The sequence below is a fragment of the Planctomycetia bacterium genome (assembly GCA_034440135.1).
Classification (GTDB): Bacteria; Planctomycetota; Planctomycetia; order Pirellulales; family JALHLM01; genus JALHLM01.
The window spans coordinates 1-18,984 of the sequence record JAWXBP010000351.1; the positions used below are offsets into that span (position 1 = coordinate 1).

General features: G+C 62.7%; 15 protein-coding genes. 12 read left to right on the forward strand and 3 right to left on the reverse strand.

Annotation, left to right across the window (positions count from 1 at the left end; genetic code table 11):
* The first annotated feature begins 293 nt into the window (after positions 1-293).
* The 6 genes from SGJ19_20895 to SGJ19_20920 all read left to right on the forward strand — a co-directional run bounded on the left by SGJ19_20895 (position 294) and on the right by SGJ19_20920 (position 6,552).
* Positions 294-965, forward strand: a complete 672-nt coding sequence (locus SGJ19_20895; GenBank protein MDZ4782712.1) for an ABC transporter ATP-binding protein — start codon at positions 294-296, stop codon at positions 963-965.
* On the forward strand, positions 962-2,551 hold the full coding sequence (locus SGJ19_20900) for an ABC transporter permease (protein ID MDZ4782713.1): 1,590 nt from the start codon (positions 962-964) through the stop codon (positions 2,549-2,551). The genes SGJ19_20895 and SGJ19_20900 overlap by 4 nt, the downstream gene beginning before the upstream one ends.
* A gap of 106 nt (positions 2,552-2,657) precedes the next feature.
* Entirely contained in the window at positions 2,658-3,908 is a 1,251-nt protein-coding gene (locus SGJ19_20905; GenBank protein ID MDZ4782714.1) for a hypothetical protein, read from the forward strand.
* A gap of 180 nt (positions 3,909-4,088) precedes the next feature.
* Positions 4,089-4,796, forward strand: a complete 708-nt coding sequence (locus tag SGJ19_20910; GenBank protein ID MDZ4782715.1) for a DUF4190 domain-containing protein — start codon at positions 4,089-4,091, stop codon at positions 4,794-4,796.
* A complete protein-coding gene (locus SGJ19_20915; protein MDZ4782716.1) occupies positions 4,793-5,317 on the forward strand; it encodes a DUF3299 domain-containing protein in 525 nt (174 codons plus the stop codon). Before SGJ19_20910 ends, SGJ19_20915 begins: the two co-directional genes overlap by 4 nt.
* A gap of 140 nt (positions 5,318-5,457) precedes the next feature.
* Positions 5,458-6,552 (forward strand): hypothetical protein, encoded by a 1,095-nt coding sequence (locus SGJ19_20920; protein MDZ4782717.1) that lies wholly within the window; start codon positions 5,458-5,460, stop codon positions 6,550-6,552.
* A gap of 158 nt (positions 6,553-6,710) precedes the next feature.
* On the opposite strand, the gene SGJ19_20925 is transcribed toward SGJ19_20920, so the two are convergent.
* Entirely contained in the window at positions 6,711-7,889 is a 1,179-nt protein-coding gene (locus tag SGJ19_20925) for an ADP-ribosylation factor-directed GTPase activating protein isoform b (protein ID MDZ4782718.1), read from the reverse strand.
* Between the two features lie 345 nt (positions 7,890-8,234).
* On the opposite strand from SGJ19_20925, the gene SGJ19_20930 reads away from it, so the two are divergent.
* The 5 genes from SGJ19_20930 to SGJ19_20950 all read left to right on the forward strand — a co-directional run bounded on the left by SGJ19_20930 (position 8,235) and on the right by SGJ19_20950 (position 15,920).
* Positions 8,235-9,488: a beta-ketoacyl-[acyl-carrier-protein] synthase family protein gene (locus SGJ19_20930; protein ID MDZ4782719.1), complete on the forward strand. Its 1,254-nt coding sequence runs from the start codon at positions 8,235-8,237 to the stop codon at positions 9,486-9,488.
* A gap of 155 nt (positions 9,489-9,643) precedes the next feature.
* Positions 9,644-9,904 (forward strand): acyl carrier protein, encoded by a 261-nt coding sequence (locus tag SGJ19_20935; GenBank protein MDZ4782720.1) that lies wholly within the window; start codon positions 9,644-9,646, stop codon positions 9,902-9,904.
* Positions 9,905-10,395: 491 nt separating this feature from the next.
* Positions 10,396-13,167, forward strand: a complete 2,772-nt coding sequence (locus SGJ19_20940) for a protein kinase (GenBank protein MDZ4782721.1) — start codon at positions 10,396-10,398, stop codon at positions 13,165-13,167.
* Positions 13,168-13,220: 53 nt separating this feature from the next.
* The gene (locus SGJ19_20945; protein MDZ4782722.1) at positions 13,221-14,588 is read left to right on the forward strand and encodes a POT family MFS transporter; all 1,368 of its coding nucleotides are present in this window, start codon (positions 13,221-13,223) and stop codon (positions 14,586-14,588) included.
* A 99-nt stretch (positions 14,589-14,687) separates the two neighbouring features.
* Positions 14,688-15,920: an Lpg1974 family pore-forming outer membrane protein gene (locus tag SGJ19_20950; GenBank protein MDZ4782723.1), complete on the forward strand. Its 1,233-nt coding sequence runs from the start codon at positions 14,688-14,690 to the stop codon at positions 15,918-15,920.
* Between the two features lie 16 nt (positions 15,921-15,936).
* Here SGJ19_20950 and hemW read toward each other — a convergent pair whose 3' ends face one another.
* Positions 15,937-17,112, reverse strand: coding sequence for a radical SAM family heme chaperone HemW (gene hemW / locus SGJ19_20955; protein MDZ4782724.1), 1,176 nt, complete (start codon positions 17,110-17,112; stop codon positions 15,937-15,939).
* Positions 17,099-17,920 (reverse strand): 3'-5' exonuclease, encoded by an 822-nt coding sequence (locus SGJ19_20960; GenBank protein ID MDZ4782725.1) that lies wholly within the window; start codon positions 17,918-17,920, stop codon positions 17,099-17,101. Before SGJ19_20960 ends, hemW begins: the two co-directional genes overlap by 14 nt.
* A gap of 197 nt (positions 17,921-18,117) precedes the next feature.
* Between SGJ19_20960 and SGJ19_20965 the strand changes: the two genes are divergently transcribed.
* Positions 18,118-18,984, forward strand: an 867-nt coding sequence (locus SGJ19_20965) for a hypothetical protein (protein MDZ4782726.1), incomplete at its 3' end; no start/stop codon positions are given.

Genomic DNA, 18,984 nt, shown 5'->3' on the forward strand with positions numbered 1-18,984 from the left:
CGGCGGGCGCGTCTGCCCCGTTTTCAGGACTGTCTGCGCTGCCACGCGAAGTTATTCAATCAATCCCACCAGTTGCGCTGGCCCGCCCTACGACTTCTCCGTTGGCCTTTGAACCGCACAACGTCCGGCCACGTAAGAATTACCACGTGGCGATCCGTACCCAGCTCGCGAATCCACCTGCAACCCAATTGCACCCACATTCGCGTCGCACGGTCATGCCGGGTTGTCCCCGTGACTCAAATCAATATACTGAAACCACTTGAGACGCCGCTCATGGGGAACGGAATGCATCCATGTTGTTGCTGACAGACGTGAAGAAATCGTTTACCGAGCCAGGCGGCGGCCGGCTGCCGATCCTCGACGTGCCCCGCTTCGCCGTCGGTGAAGGGGAGCAATTGGCCCTCGTCGGCCAGAGCGGCTGCGGCAAAACCACGCTGCTGCATGTGATCGCCGGCATCACGCGACCCGACTCGGGGCAGGTGCAAATCGGCGGCCGGGATATCGCCCAACTGCCGGAAGCCGGACGCGATCAATTTCGCGCGCAGCACATCGGCTACGTCTTCCAGACGTTCAACTTGTTGCCCGGCTTCTCGGCGCTGGAAAACGTGCTGCTCGGCATGAGCTTCGGCCGTGGGCGGGCCGACCGTGAACGTGCAAAGCAACTTTTGGAACGTGTCGGCCTCGGCGCGCGGCTCTCCCATAAACCGTCGATGCTTTCGGTCGGCGAACAGCAACGGGTCTCGGTCGCCCGGGCATTGGCGAATCGCCCCAAGCTGCTCCTGGCCGACGAGCCGACCGCCAGCGTCGATTCCGGACATCAAAAACAGATTATCGACCTGATTCGCGACACCTGCCGCGAGCAGAAAGTCGCGTTAGTCGTCGTCACGCACAGCCCCGAAGTGGCGGGCCAGTTCGAGCGCGTCGAACATTTGGAACAACTGAACCGGGCGGTGGCGCAGTCATGAGCATCTGGAAGATCGCCTGGCGTAGCATTCAACAACGCGCACTGTCGTCGTTTCTCACGGCCCTGTCGATGGCCCTGGGCGTCGCGCTGATCGTCGCGGTGCTGGTCATTCACGGCGTAGTGGCGCAATCGTTCAACCGCAACGCCGCCGGCTACGACATGATCGTCACGGCCAAAGGCGGCGCGCTGCAGGCAGTGTTGAACACTGTCTTTCACCTCAGCAAGCCGGTCGAAAACCTGCCGTACACGTACTACGAGGAATTCCTCAACACGCCCGAACACAAAGGGAAGTATGCCAAGTACGTCGGGCTCGCGATTCCGTATTGCCTCGGTGACAACTACGAGGGTTACCGCGTCGTCGGCACGACGATCGACATGTTCGACAAGCTGGAGTACGCCCCTGGGACGAAGTACGCTTTTAGCGCCGGCCGCAACTTCAAAGCAGACGCCTATTTCGAAGGCGTCGTCGGCGCCACGGTCGCGCGTAAGACGGGTCTCAAAGTCGGCGACACGTTCGCCCCGACGCACGGCGTCACGGAATCAGAAGACGCCCACACACACGACCACGACCCGTTCAAAGTCGTCGGCATTTTGGCGCCCACCGGTACGCCCAACGACCGGGCGCTGTTCGTGAACATGGAGGGCTTCTTCCTGCTGGAAGGGCACGCCCTCGACCCGCCGTCGGAAGCCGCCGCGCACTCGCATGACGAACACAACCACGCGCATGAAGGCGAGCAAGCTCACGAGCCGTCCTCGACAGTGGCGCACGAACATGCCGCCGAAGACGCCCATGCGCATGACGAAGCTGCGCATGACCACGCTCATGACGCCGCGGCCCCTGCGACGGAGGCCGCTCACGATCACGATCACGCCGCCCCCGCCGCGAATGCTCAGACCCATGACGATCATGCGCATGACGCGCACGGTCACGATGCGCACGACCATGCCCACGCGCATGCCCCGTTGCCGAAGAGTCAACGCGAGGTGACGGCGATCCTGATTCGCTCGGCCAATGTGACCGCGCCGTTGTTTCTGTCGAAGGCGGTCAACAAATCGCCGTTCGGCCAGGTCGTTCAGCCACAAATGGAAATCGCCCGACTGTTCGACGGACTGGTCGGCAATATCGAAATGTTGCTAGTCGGCCTGGCCACGCTCGTCGTGATCGTGGCCGGCATCGGCATCATGGTCAGCATGTACAACTCGATGAGCGACCGCCGCCGCGAGATTGGCATCATGCGGGCGCTTGGCGCGCCCCGTCGCACGATTGTGCGGGTCATCCTGGTTGAATCGCTGTTACTGGCCGTCGGCGGCGGCGTGGCGGGCTTTCTGCTCGGACACGGCCTGATCGCCGCGATGAGCCCATGGATTTTGGACCAGACCGGCGTACAGATCGGCTGGTTCGCGATGGCCGCGCCGATTGACCTGGCCCCCTGGCTCGGTACGTTCGGGGAAGGCCGCAAACTGCCGATCCCGACAGAATTAATGTTGATCGGCGGCCTCGCCCTGCTGGCCCAATTGGTGGGGATTCTGCCCGCCGTTGCGGCCTATCGGACCGACGTCGGCAAAGCGCTCAGCAGCTCGCCGTAATCGGCTCGGACTGCTGCGGAGCTGGAACATCGCCTATGATAGTGATACGCCGCGCGGCATCACCTGGCCGCGGCAAAACTTCCGCCTCCCACCTTTCGAGCCTGCCATGTTGCCTCGAATTGTCCGCTCCATCGTGGTCGCCGCCGCGATCTCCGGCATCGCACTGCAAGCTATGCCCGCGAGCGCCTGCCCGTTCTGCAGCGCCGTTCAGTTGACGTTCAGTGAGGAGGTCGCCGCCAACGATATCGCGGTGATCGCCACACTTGTTGAACGCCCCGAGGAACCGGCCGGCAGCGATTCCAGCGCCCCGTTCGCCGCACCTGCCGGCGCGGAAGTCGCCAAGTGCAAATTCACCATCGCCCACATCTTGAAGGGCGAAGACAAGCTCGGCGCCGCCGAAACGTTCGAGGCCCTGTACTTCGGCCAGGAACCCGTCGGCGGCCAGTTTCTGGTCTTTGCCGTGATCATCGAAGACAAGCCGCCGGCCTGGAAAACGCCGATCAGCTTGTCCGAGCGCGGCGTGAAGTACATTCAAGAAATGATGGCGCTCCCGGAATCCGGCGCCGATCGGCTGGCGTTCTTTCAACACTACCTGGAAGACGCCGACCCGCTGTTGGCCGTCAATTCCTACGACGAATTCGCCCGAGCGCCGTTCGCAGAAGTCACGTCGCTGGCGCCCCGGATGAATCACGACAAGCTCGTGGGCTGGGTCAAGAACACAGAAATCTCCTCCAGCCGCCGCCGGTTGTATCTCACGATGCTCGGCGTCTGCGGCCAGCCGGAAGACGCCGCGATGCTGGAAGAGATGATTCGTTCGCCGCTTCGGGAACATAAAGTGGCGCTCGACGCGATGATCGCCGCCTACCTCAATCTCCGCGGCCCGGAAGGATTGCCGTTGATCGTCGACTTGTTCATCAAGGACGTCGACGCCGAGTACACCGACACCTATTCCGCGGTGATGGCCCTCCGCTTCCACGGTCAGGAGCGGGACGTGATCCCCAAGGAAGACCTCAAGGCCGCCATGCGGCAGATGCTCGATCGACCGCAACTGGCCGATCTGGTCATTCCCGACCTGGCCCGCTGGGAAGATTGGACCGTCGTGGATCGCCTCGTCGAACTGTTCAAGAACGCTGACGACACCTCGGCCTGGGTCCGAGTGCCGGTGATCAACTACCTCCGCGTTTGCCCTCTGCCGGAAGCGAAGGATAAAATCGAGGAACTGCGACTGATCGACCCGGACGCTGTCAAACGGGCCAGCAGCTCGCTGCTGCTCCTCGGCGGCGGCAAAGGCAACACCGGCGGCACCGTCAAACGGCCTGACGGCGCGGCGCCGGAAAAGGCCGCTGAACCGAAATAGGGCGAGACAACGTACTGGAACAGGGCTATATGCGCGTTGTGGCACGGTCTCCCGACCGTGCCACTGGCCCGACCGAAGGTCTCTATTTCGGACAAGCCAATACGTGACACGATCGGGAGACCGTGCCACAACGAGCTGGCGCGTCGGGCTAGTCGAAAACATTCCGTGGCGGTTGCGGTTATGAGCGTCATCACCGATGAATCTCGCGATTTGGAACCCGTTGCAGCGACGGTCGTGCCCGATCGAATCGACGACTTCTCCGAGCCTTATCGCGCACTGAGCGCTTCGGCCGTGGTTTCGTGCGTGCTGGGTCTGCTCTCGATTCTGGCCTTCGCCGATTTCTGGCTGGGGCTGATTCCGCTGCTGGCGATCGTGACCGGCGTGCTCGCCTGGCGAAAGATCGCGCGGTCGCCCGAAGAGTACACGGGGCTGAGACTCGCCCAATCCGGTGTGACGTTGGGCGCCCTGCTCTGGACCGGCGGCGCCTCGTGGTTGTCCTACGTTTACGCCACGGAAGTGCCGGACGGGTACGAGCGCATTACCTACCGGATGCTTCAACCGGGCGACAACGACGTCGCAGGCGCGGTGCCCGCGCAGGCCGAATCGCTCGACGGCAAACGGGTGTTCATCAAGGGCTATATCTACCCTCCCCCCGGCTCGCCGCCCTACGTGACCCGATTCCTGCTGGTCCGCGACAAAGGCGATTGCTGCTTCGGCGGCAATCCGAAAATCACGGATCGGATCTTGGTCGATATTGCTCCGCCCGGTAGGCTGGAGTTCAATCAATCGCTGCGCAAGCTGGCCGGCACGTTCCGGCTGCAACCCTCCGAAGCCGTCGACGCCGAGGGGGGCGTGTTGTATCGCCTGGAAGCGGACTATGCGAAATGAACGTCGCCCGTAGCGCGAAATGGCTGTTGTGCTGCACGCTGGGCTGCGGTGCGGCTACGATGTTGCTGCGTGCCACGCCAGCGACGGCAGCGGAAACATCGAGTGAGGAAGAAGTCCTCAAACGTCGCCAAGGCTTTCCGGACGACAAGAAGCCGCGCGAGCTGACGTTTGATAGCATCAAGTTCGAGATGGTCCGCAACGCGGAATTCCGCCGCAGCCTGGTGACCGAGGAAATCGAAAAGCTAGACGGCAAGCGGATCAAAATTCGCGGCTTTATGCTGCCCAGCTTTCAGCAGGAAGGCATCACGCAGTTCGTGCTGGTACGCGACAACCTGGAATGCTGCTTCGGCCCCGGCGCGATGCTGTTCGATTGTCTGATCGTCGACATGAACGAAGGCAAGTCCGCCACCTACTCGATTCGCCCCGTCACCGTGGAAGGCATCTTCACGATTGAAGAGCTCGCCGACGAAGACGGTATGACCTTGGCGATCTATCACTTGCAAGCCGTCCAAGTCAAGTGAACCGCGCAATTGCATCCCCTGTGGGAAGCCTCTCCGACGCCGATGGTGCGGCGCTGTTTCCAGTCCCGCCTTGTGTCTCACTTCAACGTCTTTTCCATCGGCGTCGGAGACGCCTCCCACAGTTGGTCGTTGCCGCTGCGGTGATTGCCGCTGCATGGGTCACGGGCGCTGTCGCCTGCCCCTTTTGTAACGTCATCACACCGACCTTCGCCGAGCGGCGTGAAAGCGCCACGGTTTGCGCATTGGCCGAGGCGCTCGATCAACGCGGCGCGAATTGGCGATTCCGCGTCCATCGTATTCACCAAGGCGAATCCGAAATCGCGGCGGACCAGGTCGTCGAGTTCGACCCGAAACTGAAGTTCCAGTCCGGCGACCTGGCATTGCTGCTCGGCACGCCGGAACAAAGCGACGGCGAAACGCACTGGCGCTGGGAAGCCACGCCGGTGAGCATCGTTTCGTACCGCTACTTCGCCGGCGCTCCTTCTTTGCGAACGCCAGCCGCCGAGCGACTTGCCTACTTCGCGCCGTTTCTGGAATCCGCAGAAACCGACATCGCCGCCGACGCCTTCGCCGAACTGGGCCGCGCCCCCTTGGACGCGGTAGATGTGATCGCGGACGGCGACCTCTTGGCCCGCGCTCGCACCTGGGTCGAGAGCGATTCCCTACCGAACGAACGGCGCGGCGGGTATGCACTGTTACTTGGTTTAGCAAAGCAACCGGAAGATCGCGCAGCTAATGTCCACGTCCTGCGAGCGGCGATCGAAAAATCGCGTGAGGACTTCCGGGCCGGCTTCGATGGCATCCTCGCCGCCTACCTGCTACTGGAACCGCACGAGGCGTTGCAGCTCGTCGACGAGCGTTATCTCGCCAACCCCGACGCCCGCCCCGGCGACATGCGCCATGCCCTGAATGCATTGCGCTTCTGCATGGAATATCAACGCGGTCCGGAACGCGAAGAACTCCTCACGGTCATGCGCCACGGCCTCGCGCGCCCAGCCTTCACGCCGGAGATCATCACCGACCTCGCCCGCTGGAAAGATTGGACTCCGCGCGACGAGATCGCCGCCCTCTACAATCCCGCCAGCGGCAAAGACGGCGCACCCCTTCGCCGCGCGGTGATCGGCTACCTGAAAGCCTGCCCGGAAGGCCAAGCACAATTAGACCGCCTCCGCCAGCTCGATCCCGACGGCGTAGCAACCATCGAGAAGCGTCTAAATGCACCACTCGATCGATAGGCAACGCGATTGCCGTTTTTGAACCGCGAAAATCACGAAATCACACGAAAGAAAACGCAGTCGACCGGAGATGAACCATCTCCTTCCTCTTTCGCGTCATTTCGCGTGTTTCGCGGTTAAATCCTCTGCAACTCCGCGTCTCTAGATGTAATCGGCTCTTATCGCGATGACTGTCCCGCGCTCGCGGATTCCACCGACTCTGACGCCGCCGGTTTCGCCACGTTTTCTTGCGCGAAGCCGAAGCGGCGGCCGCGATAAAGTTGCAGCCCGCGCGCCGCGTGGTAGAGCGCCCCACATTCCACCGGCACGTCCTTCGTGACTTCCAGTTGGCCTAACAAATTATCCACGGCGCGGCCGACCCAGGGCTCGTTCAATTGTGCGTCCGTCAGCGCCCAGCAGAGGAATTCCAGCGTGTGGCCGTTGGCGTGGATGACGCCGGAGATCTCCGGGACCGTGGCCGAGCGATTGAAGAAGCCGGTTGAGAACGAACCGTCCTGCTGCTGGTGTTCCTTGGCCTTTTGCACGCAGAATTGCACGCGATCGTTGGCCGCCGTCCACCCGCCGGTGAGTTGGCCTCCTTCGGCCAGATACTGGTTCAACACGTTCGCCACGCCGATTGCGCTGTGCGTGCCGCCGCAGCTCGCGCCGGCCAGGTCGGCCTTGGCCTCCAGCTCGATCATCCGCTCGAACGTCCATTCCTGGCCGTCTTTGCTTTGCCATTTGGCGTCGAGCGGCACAAACGGCAGCAGGCCGGAGAGGGTCCAGCCGAATTCCTGCCCTTCCTCGCATTCCCATTGAGCCTGCGTGGCCAGGTCGATGAACTTGTAGTCCTTGCCGCCGACCTTCACCGGGTGATCGGCCGCGATGTTGCAGGCCGAGAGGTAACCGAGCCACTGGTCCTTATGACCCTGACCGGTCTTTGAGCCTTGCTCGACGAGCGCGATGACCCCCTTTTCGCCCGGACGCAGGTTCCAACCCGTCAGCGTCCCGCCGGACAGCACATGATCCAGCGCCGGCACGTCGGCGCCGTTGTAGTCCAGGATCAAATCCGGGCCGTAGGCCAGCACGCCGTGAATGACCTGCCAGGCGGCGTTCCCCTGCCCTTCGCCATATTTGAGCTTCCGCTTCCCGGCGGCCGTGATGGCGGCGTCGAGCCGGTCCCGCAGCACGTCGTCCGCATTGGCCGATGGCTTCGGCGTCACGCTCGAAGCCTGCGTCGTCGGTGCGGCGGCCTTCGGCGGCGCGGTCACGTCGGAACCACAGCCCGAGGTCAGCATCAAAGCGGCCGAAGCGGCGGCCGAAGCCAGAGCGAGTCGAAACGCCGAGCGCAATCGCATGGCGGAAATCCTTGCGCGGGGAAAGCAAGCCGGTAAGCGAGGGGGAGTCTTTCTCGGAGCGCAACTAGGCGCTCTAGAGAATCTACCACGTTTTTGCCATGTCGGTAGTGAATTCATCGCTCCGCGCGATCGACAAACGTGTTGTGGCACGGTCTCCCGACCGTGTCACCGCCCCGACCGAAGGTCTCCATCCTTGCAAGAGGAGACCGTCGGTCGAATGCATGGCACGGTCGGGAGACCCTGCCACAACGGATGCATCATCGACCGCCTCGTTCACGTCCGATTGCGGACGCTTGCCAACTCACGGCGCAAGGGGTAACTTCGGGTCTGGCCTACCTTCCTTGCATGTCGCCAGCCATGGTCGCCGAATTGTCGGATCACGAGCGCGTAGTCATTACCGGCGTGGGACTTACCGCGCCGAATGGCGATACGCTGCGCGACTTCCGCACCGCTCTCTTGGAGGGGCGCTCCGGCGTCCGGAAGTACGACATCCGCTACGTCGGCGAGACCCTGGCCGGGGTCTGCGAGTTCAACGAGCAGAAATACCAGACTCGCAAGGATCGCCGCCGCGGGACGCGGGCCGCGAGCGTGGCGATTTTTTCCACCAACGAGGCGATCGTCGACGCTGGGCTGGATTGGCCGAACGTCGACAAATCCCGGGTCGGCATCTACATCGGCGTCACCGAACACGGCAACGTCGAGACCGAGAACGAGATTTTCGAGCTCAAAGGCTTCGACTACGACACCAAATTCTGGTCGCACCACCACAATCCTCGCACCGTGGCGAACAACCCAGCCGGCGAAGTCTCCCTCAACCTAGGGATCACCGGGCCGCACTACACGATCGGCGCCGCCTGTGCGGCCGGGAACGCCGGGCTGATCCAGGGCGTGCAAATGCTCCGGCTGCGCGAATGCGACGTGGCCCTCAGCGGCGGCGTGTCGGAGAGCATCCACACGTTCGGCATCTTCGCCAGTTTCAAGAGCCAAGGCGCTCTGGCGACGCATGAGGACCCCACCAAGGCGTCGCGTCCCTTCGACCGCGGCCGGAATGGCATTGTTGTCGCCGAAGGGGGCTGCATGTACGTTCTGGAACGGCTGGCCGACGCAAAGGCCCGCGGGGCAAAGATTTACGGCGAAATCGCGGGCTACGCCATGAACAGCGACGCCAACGATTTCGTGTTGCCGCATCCCGAACGCCAGGCCGAGTGCATGGAACTGGCGCTCAAACGGGCCGGCATCAGCGCCGACGAGATCGACATCGTCAGCACGCACGCCACCGGAACTTCGAGCGGCGATATCCAGGAATGCCTGGCGTTACGCCGGGTGTTCGGCGACAAGCAAGTGCTATTCAACAACGCCAAAAGCTTCATCGGCCACGCCATGGGCGCCGCCGGGGCGCTGGAACTGGCCGGCAATTTGCCAGCGTTCGAGGACGGCATGTGCCACGCCACGATCAACGTCGAGGACCTCGACCCAGAGTGCGCGCTGGACGGATTGGTGCTGAACGAGCCGCGCGAGGCTCGCCAACCCCGCTATATTCTGAATAACTCCTTCGGGATGCTCGGCATCAACTCGGTGCTGATCGTCAAGAAGGTTTGATCTTACACGCAATACATTCTCGCATGCGCCCTACCCCGTTGTGTCACGGTCTCCCGACCGTGACACTGTGGAAGGGAGACCTTCGGTCGGGCGGGTGTCACGGTCGGGAGACCGTGCCACAACGAGGTGAAGAAAACGAGCCATGGGAGCGAGATATGACGTCGGGGGAAATTCGTGAAACGGTGTTGGACATCCTGGCGAACATCGCCCCGGACGAGGACTTGAGCGAGCTCAAGGACGAAGTCTCGTTCCGCGAGCAATTGGAACTCGACAGCATGGATTTCCTGGACATCGTGATGGAGCTGCGCAAGCGCCACCGGATCCAAATCCCGGAAGACGACTACGTCGAACTGGCCTCGATGCAAAGCACGGTCAAATACCTGGAACCGCTGATGAAGGACCTGCAGAAGGCCTAGCTTCTGTCGCGACAAGAACGCCGTTAATTTAGCCCCAACGGGGCGGCAGATAATAGCCAGGTGCAAACCGCTGGAATTAGTGACAAGAAAATCGAATTAGCCCCATCGGGGCGGCACTTTTTGTAGACAACGGGCAATTTGAGTGTCGCCCCGATGGGGCTTCGGTTTTTTGTGCATCGTCTTCCAGCGGTTGGCGCCGCTGGCTATTATCTGACGCCCCTTTGGGGCTAATACAAACGGCCCCCGCAATCGTGCTGGCACCCTTTAATCCGCTCACCGCCGCACGTAACCCCCCGCACGGCTTGGCTTTCTGTTGACTCCCCAGCATCCGGCGCATAAGCTGGGTAGATCGGCATTCGGCCGCTCCGGCGGCCGTCATGCGGTTTCAGGTTCGGTGTGCGCTTGTCTCTCGCGCCTTGCACGCCGTGGCGAACCCGCTGGTCGGTCGGAGGTCGGCAACGGCCTGGGTTGAGTTCGCCGCGCTGCGCTCGATGGCCATGGCATCACATGTCGAATCGTCGGCGTCTTCCACTTCGCGCCGGGTGCGTCCACCCGACGGGAACGAGCTGACCGTTGGTTCGAGCATTCGCCCGCTGCTGGAAACCGATGCGACGCACATCTCTAGCCGCCCGCCGGTCAGCACCGGCGACGGCTTGTCGGACCCGCCCGGACTGATCGTCGCCAATTCCTTGGTCGGCACCCAGCTCGATCACTTCGTACTGGAAGAATTCGTCGGCGGCGGCGGCATGGGCGCCGTCTTTCGCGCCCGTGATTCCGTCTTGGATCGGGCCGTGGCGATCAAAGTTCTCGCCCGCGACCGCGTGGCCGATCCCGAGACCTACCAGCGCTTCCAAAACGAAGGCAAATCGGCGGCCCGGCTCGACCATCCGAACGTCGCCCGGGTGTTCTATTCTGGTGAAGCCCAGGGCCTGGCGTATATCGTCTTCGAGTTCATCGAAGGGGTGAACCTGCGCGACTTGGTGCTGGAGCGTAAACGCTTACCGGTCGTTGAGGCCATCGGTTACACACTGCAAGTCGCCGAAGCGCTCGCGCACGCCAGCAGCCACGACGTGGTCCACCGCGACGTGAAACCGTCGAACGTGATCATCAACTCCGATGGGCACGTCAAACTCGTCGACATGGGACTCGCCCGGGTGCAACATCCGGATCAGTCCCATGACGACCTGACGGCCAGCGGCGTGACGCTCGGCACGTTCGATTACATTTCCCCTGAGCAAGCCCGCGACCCGCGTTACGCGGACGTGCGCAGCGACATCTATTCGCTGGGCTGCACGCTCTACTACATGCTCACTGGCCAGGCGCCCTACCCGGAAGGCACGGTGCTGCAAAAACTGCTGCAGCACCAAGGGGACGAAGCCCCCGACCCGCGACAGTTCAATCCCGACACTCCGGCGGAAGTGGCCGCCATCGTCAGCAAAATGATGGCCAAGCAGCCGGAGCGGCGTTATCAAAATGCCCCGGAACTGGTTGCCGACCTATTGCTTGTCGGCGAACGTTTAGGGCTGCGCTCCGGCGGCGCGTCCGGCGTGATCTGGGTGACCGCCCCGCACGAGGCGCCGCACTGGCTGGAGCGGCATTCCCCTTGGATGGCGGCCGTCGGGCTGTTAGTCCTGATCGTCCTTGGCCTGGACTATTACTGGTCCGGTCAGCGCGCAGAATTGGTAGTCATCGAGCGCCCGCAGATCGCAGCGGCGCCGTCAGAGCAACAGCCAAGCGCGATCGCCAAGGAAACGACGCCAATCGCTCCCGACGCAAAAGCGTCGGCAACGCCGACGACAGCGCCCATCGACGGTACGACGTCGCCTCAACCTCCCTCGGTCGCAAACGACGCGAGTCGCCGCGACGAAATCAAAACCGCTAACGCAACGGAGCCAAACGGCGTCGCGGCTGAAAGCGCCGCAGCGCGCTCCTCGACCAACGACGCGAATACGGCGCGAACCGCCGCGACGGAACGACAAGGCCCCACCGAAACCGCCGTCGTTCCCGCGCCCCGCGCGGGCGTATTGATCGTCGACCCGACGGGCGCCACGCCGAATAGCCACCGCAGCCTGTTCGCCGCCTGCAGCATGGCGAAGTCGGGCGAGGTCATCGAACTGATGTTCAACGGCCGGCGCGACGAGCGGCCGATTCTGGTGCACAGTTTGAATCTCACGATTCGCGCCGCGCGCGGCTACTCGCCCGTCGTCGTGTTCCGACCGTCGACAAGCGTGCCGGATGGCACGCGCGCGATGATCTCGATCGCCGGCGGGCGATTGACCTTGGTCGACGTGGCCTGCGAATTGGAACTCGCCGCCGGCACGTCGGGCGGAGTGAGCACCTTGTTCGAATTGGAAGCCGCCGAAGGTCTGACGCTGCGGAATTGCTCGCTCACGGCGCGCGATCTGGCCTGGGACCGTGGCAGCCTGGTCCGTGCGGCGATGATCACGCTCACCGCCCCGGCGGTCATGAGCACGATGCCTCAGAGCGATACCGGCGATCTGATCGACGTCACGTCGATCGAGCTGGAACACTGCATCGCGCGGGGCGAGGCCACGTTCTTGTCCTCGCCGCAGCCGTGGCCCTTCGCCCTATCCTGGGACAACGGTCTCTTGGCCTTGAGCGGCCGGCTATTGGAATCGCGCGGCGCGCTGACCGGACTCGACGCCGGCGCCGAATGCGAGCTCGATTTGCGTCACCTCACCGCCATTGCGCCGCGAGGGTTGTGTCGCTTCATTGCCGACGGCCCAGCGCTGTCGTTCCTGCCGACCGAAGTTCGCCTGGTCGACAGTCTGGTGCAAATCTCCGGCGACGGAGCGCTGGTCGAGCATATCGGCCTGAATCCGCTCGCGCAGTCGCCCCAATCGCTGATCTGGCGCGGACAACGGAACGTCTACGATCTGCAAAACTTCTGGCGCACCGGCGCCGACGACGACATGCCATTCTCAGGCACCGACCGGGAATTCGGCGACTGGCTGGCGATCTGGAAAGAACGCGAAGCCCAGGCGCGGCAGACGGCGATCGCCTGGCAACGCACGACGCCCGCCACGCGCCCCATGCACCTCCGCACGACGAGCGATTACCTGCTCGATTCGGCGAACACGAACAACCGTGTCGCCGTCGCTGCCGCGAACGACGCCCGGGACCTCGGCATGGACGTGACGCTGCTCCCCACGCTCCCGCCGGAACCGACCGGAACGACGCTGCCCGCGGAGACGGTCATCAAGCCCCCGATGAGCAACGGCATGGGCGACATGATGCCATAGGGCTATCATGGCGACGTCACGACCGCTGGGACTTCTGCCGAGAAGGACTTCGCATGGCTGAAAAGAAGCTGCTGACCGCGCCGATCCCCACGGACAAGATGCCCCCGGCGGTGCCGTACATCATCGGCAACGAAATGGCGGAGCGGTTCAGCTTCTACGGGTTCGCGGCGATCCTCACGATCTACCTGAACCAGCACCTCGGCATGAGCGAGGTCGACGCCAAGGCGGAGTATCACGACTTCAAGTCCCTGGCGTATTTCTTTCCCTTGCTCGGCTCGCTGATCGCGGACGTGTTGTGGGGGAAGTACCGTACGATCTTCTACCTCTCGCTCGTCTACTGCCTCGGCCACCTCGTGTTGTCCGTGCAGGAGAATCGCTTTGGCGTCACCGCTGGTTTGTTCTTGATCGCATTGGGCGCCGGGGGAATCAAGCCCTGCGTCTCGTCAAACGTCGGCGATCAATTCGGACCGAAGAATGCGCACTTGATTCCCAAGGTCTATGGTTGGTTCTACTTCTCCATCAATTTCGGTTCCTTTTTTTCCACGTTGCTGACGCCGAAGTTGCTTTCAGGATTCGAACTGGGGTCTTTTAAGTTCGCCGGCAGCCCGGGCTGGGCCTTCGGCATTCCCGGCATCCTGATGGCCGTCGCGACGCTGGTCTTCTGGCTGGGACGTTACAAGTACGTCCATGTGCCGCCCGGCGGCACGGCCGTGGTCAAGGAGGCGCTCAGCGGCGAGGGCCTTCGCGCGCTTTCACGGCTGGCGATCTTGTTCGTTTTTGTCGCAATGTTCTGGGCGCTCTACGATCAGATGAGCTCCGCCTGGGTGCTGCAAGCGGTGAAGATGGATCGCGTGCTGTGGGAGGGTTTCGAAGTCGACGCCGCGCAAACGCACGTGTTGAACCCCGTGCTGATTCTCATCTTCATTCCGCTGTTCACGTACATCGTTTACCCGGCGATCAGCAAGATCTTCCCGTTGACGCCGTTGCGAAAAATCGGGATCGGCATGGTGCTCACCGCCGCGTCGTTCATGATCTCGGCCCACATCGAGAATCTCCTCGCCGCAACCGCCTTGGGCGCGCCAAAACCTTGGGTCATGTGGCAAGTGCCGGCCTACATGTTGATGACGGCGGCCGAAGCGATGATTTCCATCACCTGCCTGGAATTCTCCTATACACAGGCGCCGACGCGCACGAAGTCGATGGTGATGAGCGTCTATCTGCTGTCCGTCGCCCTCGGCAATCAGTTCACGTCGCTGGTGAACAAGTTTTATGGCGAATTGTTGACGGGCGCAAACTACTACTGGGTGTTCGTGGGCCTCATGCTCGCGACCTTCGCGATCTACGTGCCGTACTCCCTTACCTACCGCGGCCGGACCTACATTCAAGGCGAAGCTCCGGCCGATTCTGCCGATTCGACTTGATGCTTGCGGCCGATTTTGGTATTTCCCGGGCGCTGGGCGAGAGTTTTCGCCTGTGCTGAGCTTGCGCAGTTTCGCGCCCCGTTGGGAACGGAGTCCCGTATGGTCGGCCGAGGAATTATCGCCGTAGCGCTCATGGGATCGCTCGTCGCGGCGGACGTCGCCCAGGGGCAATCCACCGGCGGCACGATCACGCGCAGCGAGCCGTACCGTGGCAACGGCCTCCCGGAAACCGTCGTCGGCCCGCAATTCGGCGTACCGCCCGGCGGCGTGCCGGACGACATGGTCGTCGTGCTGGACGAATACGGCCCGCAAGTCGTGGAGGCCGGTCGCCTGCCTTTCGGGTCGAACACCGGCACGCAAAGCGGTCTCGGGATGTTCGGATCCCAGCAAACAGGCGGCGTCGGCGGGAGCGCGTATTGCGGCGGAGATCAAGCTCGCCAATATCGCTTTGGCGTCTTCGGCGAACTACTCTATCTGCAAGCCGGCGCGGGGGCGAATATTGAATACGCCGTGCCGGTATCAGGCATTGCCGCGTCGGCCCAACCCGTCGGCGGCCTAGGAACTTTGAATTCCGACTATCAAGTCGGCTTTCGTGCCGGAGGCATTCTGGTGCTCGATAGCACCGCCGCGGTGATCGGCACGTACACGCGTTGGGAGGGCACCACCTCCAGCGCAGTGAGCACCATGGCGCCCAACGTGATTCGCTCACTGGTGACTGCGCCGGGCCTGGCGACCACATCGCCCAACAGTCAGTCTGCATCGGCTGAATACGATATCCAGATGCAACTTGTCGATCTGGATTACCGCCGCGAAGTCTGGCGCTCGACCAACATCAGCCTGGACGGCATCGTTGGAGCCCGCTACGCGGAACTCACTCAAGCGTTTTCGGTGGATCAGGTCTTCGGTCCCGTGACCACGACCGTATCCTCCGACATCGACTTCACGGGCATCGGCCTGCGTGTCGGCGGTGAAGGGGAAACGCGACCCTTCGGCGGCGGCTTCTTGCTCTACGGCCGCGCGCTGCTCGACGTGTTATTCGGCAAGTTCGACGCGAACTACACACAGGCCAACACGCTGCCGTTGACACAGGCGTTCATCACCTTCGAGGAAGATCGCACGGTCCCCATCGCTGAATTGGAGTTGGGCGTGGGCTACAGCCTGCCGGTCTACTCGGTGCTTATGCGATTCACGGCCGGCTATCATTTTTCCGCCTGGTTCAACACCGTGACCACGAACGAATTCATCGACTCGGTCCAATCGGGCAGCTATCTGAACGCCACGGACACGCTCACCTTCGACGGCATCGTCGGTCGCCTGGAAGTAGTGTTCTAGGCAAGCCACGGCAACACTAGCGCCGTAGATATTCGCCCCACAGCGCATCGCTCACCAATAAACCTTCGCGGGTGAGCTGGAGCCGATCGTCTTGAATCTCTAGCAGTCCGTGCTTCAAGTGCGTCGTTAGAGATGCACCGCCGAGTTCCTCCACAGTGAATTCAAAGCGCGCGGCGAATTCCTCTTGTGGAACACCATCGAGCCGGCGCAACCCGAGCACCAGCGCCTCGCGGGCGCGATCCTCCGGATCAAGCGTTTCACTCTCCGCCACGGGCGATGCGCCTTGCTCGATGCGCTTCAAGTATGCCAGCGTGCTGCGATGGTTGGTTTCGCGCACGCCATTCACATACCGCGCCGCGCCCGGCCCGGCGGCAAAGTACGAGTCGGCGTTCCAATAAACTTTGTTGTGCCGGCAGTGGTGATTCGGGCGAGCGAAGTTCGAGACTTCATAGTGCTCGAAGCCGGTGCTGGTGAGCGTGTCGATTGCATACTCGTACATCGTTCGTTCGACGTCTTCGCCCAGTTGCTGAATTGATCCATGGGAGCGGCGGCTGTAAAACGTGGTGCCGCGTTCGAACGTGAGCCCATAGGTCGAAACGTGGTCCGGCCGCAATCGCAGCGCCGCCGCCAGTTCCGCTTGCCAATCGTCCAGCGTCTCGCCAGGCGCGCCGAAGATTAAATCGAGCGATAGGCTTCGCACCGCAGGGCGGAGCAAGTCGACTGCCGTTTGGATCACTTCTGCGGTGTGATCTCGCTCAAGTAACCGCAGCTTTTCCAGGCGAAACGACTGCGCTCCGAGGCTGACGCGAGTCACGCCAGCCGCCGCCAGCACCGCCACGCGCTTTCCGTCGATATCGATGGGATTGGCTTCGACGCTGAACTCGTACCCGTCGGACAGCGGAAACCATTGCCGGGCAAGCGCCAACAATCGATCCAGCTCGCGCGGCGGCAGGTGCGTCGGCGTGCCGCCGCCAATAAACAGCGTGTCGACCGGGCGCGGCGTTTCCAGCCAACTCAGTTCCTTGGCAATCGCTGCCAGATACGGCTCGATCAGTTCGTCGCGCCCAGCCACGAGCGTGAAATTGCAATACCCGCACCGGTGCGCGCAGAACGGCACGTGGATATACGCCGCGCGCGGTTCGGCGAAGTGAGTCGCGGCGTTGCTCGCAGTCGTGAGATCAACCGGCTTCATCCCAGGGATTGGGCCAATCGCCCCAGCGTTCGAGGTAGGCGCGATACGCGGCGGAATTCTCGGCGCCCTTTTCCAAAAAGCGCCGGGCCGCGTTGATGAGATTCTGTTCCTCGGGCAGCGTGATCCGCCCCAGCAAGACGCGCGTCCGCAGAAAGACGAAATACGTGTCGAGCACGTCGCAGCGGCAGTAGTCGTTGATCTCCTGGAGCTTGCCCTCGTTGTAAAGGTCCTGCACCATGCAGCCCTGCACGTCCATCTTGCCGGGCTTGCCGAGCAGGTTCGCCACGAGGTTCAGCCCGCCGTTGAAGCGCGACGAGCCGAAATTGGTCAGCAGTTCTTGCAGGTCAAAATGCGCGTCGAGGTTGTACCGGTTCCGGGGTTGTTCGAATGACTTCAGTTGCAAATTGAACCACGTCGGCACGGCGATGCCGTAGCGAAATGCGGCAAGTTCCAAGAGCGGGATATCGAATCCCCGGCCATTGAAGCTCACCAGCGTGGGCCGCCGGTACTTTTCCCAGCCTCGCCAAAAGTGCTCCGTGATGATATGCGGGCGAAAGCGCGGCTCATCAAGCGTCACCAGGTCGAGCAGCCGCAGGTCTTCGCCGACCTTGGCCACCGCCACCGAGACCGGCACCTGAAACGTGTACGGAATGAAATCGCTGTCGTTCTTGGCCATCAACTCGGCACGGTAACGGGCGATCGCCGCGGCGCCGTCCAACTTTTCGCCCGGAAAGCGCAGCCGGGAGACCAGGTCGCCGTCGGCGACGCTTTCCAAATCGAACACGAGGTAGCGAACTTCAGGAGTCATTCCACCGTTATCCAGAACTTGGCCCGGGCTGTCGAGTCGGGCGGGGGGGTGAAATAGTCTTTTCCCGCATTTCCGGTAAATCAGGTAAATCCGGCACTCCCGGACTGCCGAAAAATGATGAACGTGTCCGATCGGCGGTAGTCGGACACATCGGTCGGTTGCGCCGCGTCATGGACGGACATCCGCGAGGTCTACCCGTGCATCGCTTGTCGGTAATTGTTCCCTTTCTGGGGGACTTACGGCGTCTAGAGGACACCCTGGTCTCGGTGCTGCAACACCGTCCTAGCGGCGTCGAAGTGATTGTTCCCCACAGCGTGCCGTACAACGACCCCTACCACTTGGCGGGCGAAGTCCGCTTCGTAGGCGCTCCGAAGCGATCGACGGCTGTGCAATGCCTTGCCCTTGGTATCGCTGCCAGCTACGCCCCGGTCGTCCATCTGCTGGGCTGCGGCGCGGAAGCCAGCGACGGCTGGATCGACACGGCGCTCGCCCATTTCGAGCGCCCCGACGTCGCTTCCGTATCTCCCTTGCTTTCCGATCGGGACCGCCCGGAACAAGTCCTGGCCACCGGCGTCGCCTACTACGGTAGCGGCCAGCCCACGGTGCTGGGCGCGGGGGCTACGCGATTCACTTTGCCCCACGACGCCACCGCGATCATGGGCCCGACGATTCGCGCTGGCTTTTATCGCAAAGCCGCGATTGATGCGCTGCCCGGCGGCCTCGACCCATCGCTCGGGGATACGCTCTGCGCCGTGGACGTCGCAGCCACGTTGAAGCGCGTCGGCTGGACCGCGGTCTACGAACCGCGGTCGGTCGTCTACGACGAGGCCGCCGACGCCCCCGGACACGCCAAACACGACGGAGCGTTTCGACGCGGCCTGCAAGAAGAGCGGCTCTTCCGTCGTCAGTTGGCCGGCAGCCTGACACGCGCCGCGCGCGCCGCCCACACGATGAGCGTCCTCGGCGCCGCCATTCAAATCGCCCCGTGGCGCGGAATTGCCCAACTCGTGGGACACCTGGTCGGCGCACTGGAATCAGCCGACTACGCCCGCTTCCACGAACGC

Coding starts and splice junctions, on each gene's coding strand:
- SGJ19_20895 (MDZ4782712.1), top strand. CDS start 294: ATGTTGTTGCTGACAGACGTGAAGAAATCGTTTACCGAGCCAGGCGGC.
- SGJ19_20900 (MDZ4782713.1), top strand. CDS start 962: ATGAGCATCTGGAAGATCGCCTGGCGTAGCATTCAACAACGCGCACTG.
- SGJ19_20905 (MDZ4782714.1), top strand. CDS start 2,658: ATGTTGCCTCGAATTGTCCGCTCCATCGTGGTCGCCGCCGCGATCTCC.
- SGJ19_20910 (MDZ4782715.1), top strand. CDS start 4,089: ATGAGCGTCATCACCGATGAATCTCGCGATTTGGAACCCGTTGCAGCG.
- SGJ19_20915 (MDZ4782716.1), top strand. CDS start 4,793: ATGAACGTCGCCCGTAGCGCGAAATGGCTGTTGTGCTGCACGCTGGGC.
- SGJ19_20925 (MDZ4782718.1), bottom strand. CDS start 7,889: ATGCGATTGCGCTCGGCGTTTCGACTCGCTCTGGCTTCGGCCGCCGCT.
- SGJ19_20930 (MDZ4782719.1), top strand. CDS start 8,235: ATGTCGCCAGCCATGGTCGCCGAATTGTCGGATCACGAGCGCGTAGTC.
- SGJ19_20935 (MDZ4782720.1), top strand. CDS start 9,644: ATGACGTCGGGGGAAATTCGTGAAACGGTGTTGGACATCCTGGCGAAC.
- SGJ19_20940 (MDZ4782721.1), top strand. CDS start 10,396: ATGGCCATGGCATCACATGTCGAATCGTCGGCGTCTTCCACTTCGCGC.
- SGJ19_20945 (MDZ4782722.1), top strand. CDS start 13,221: ATGGCTGAAAAGAAGCTGCTGACCGCGCCGATCCCCACGGACAAGATG.
- SGJ19_20950 (MDZ4782723.1), top strand. CDS start 14,688: ATGGTCGGCCGAGGAATTATCGCCGTAGCGCTCATGGGATCGCTCGTC.
- hemW (MDZ4782724.1), bottom strand. CDS start 17,112: ATGAAGCCGGTTGATCTCACGACTGCGAGCAACGCCGCGACTCACTTC.
- SGJ19_20960 (MDZ4782725.1), bottom strand. CDS start 17,920: ATGACTCCTGAAGTTCGCTACCTCGTGTTCGATTTGGAAAGCGTCGCC.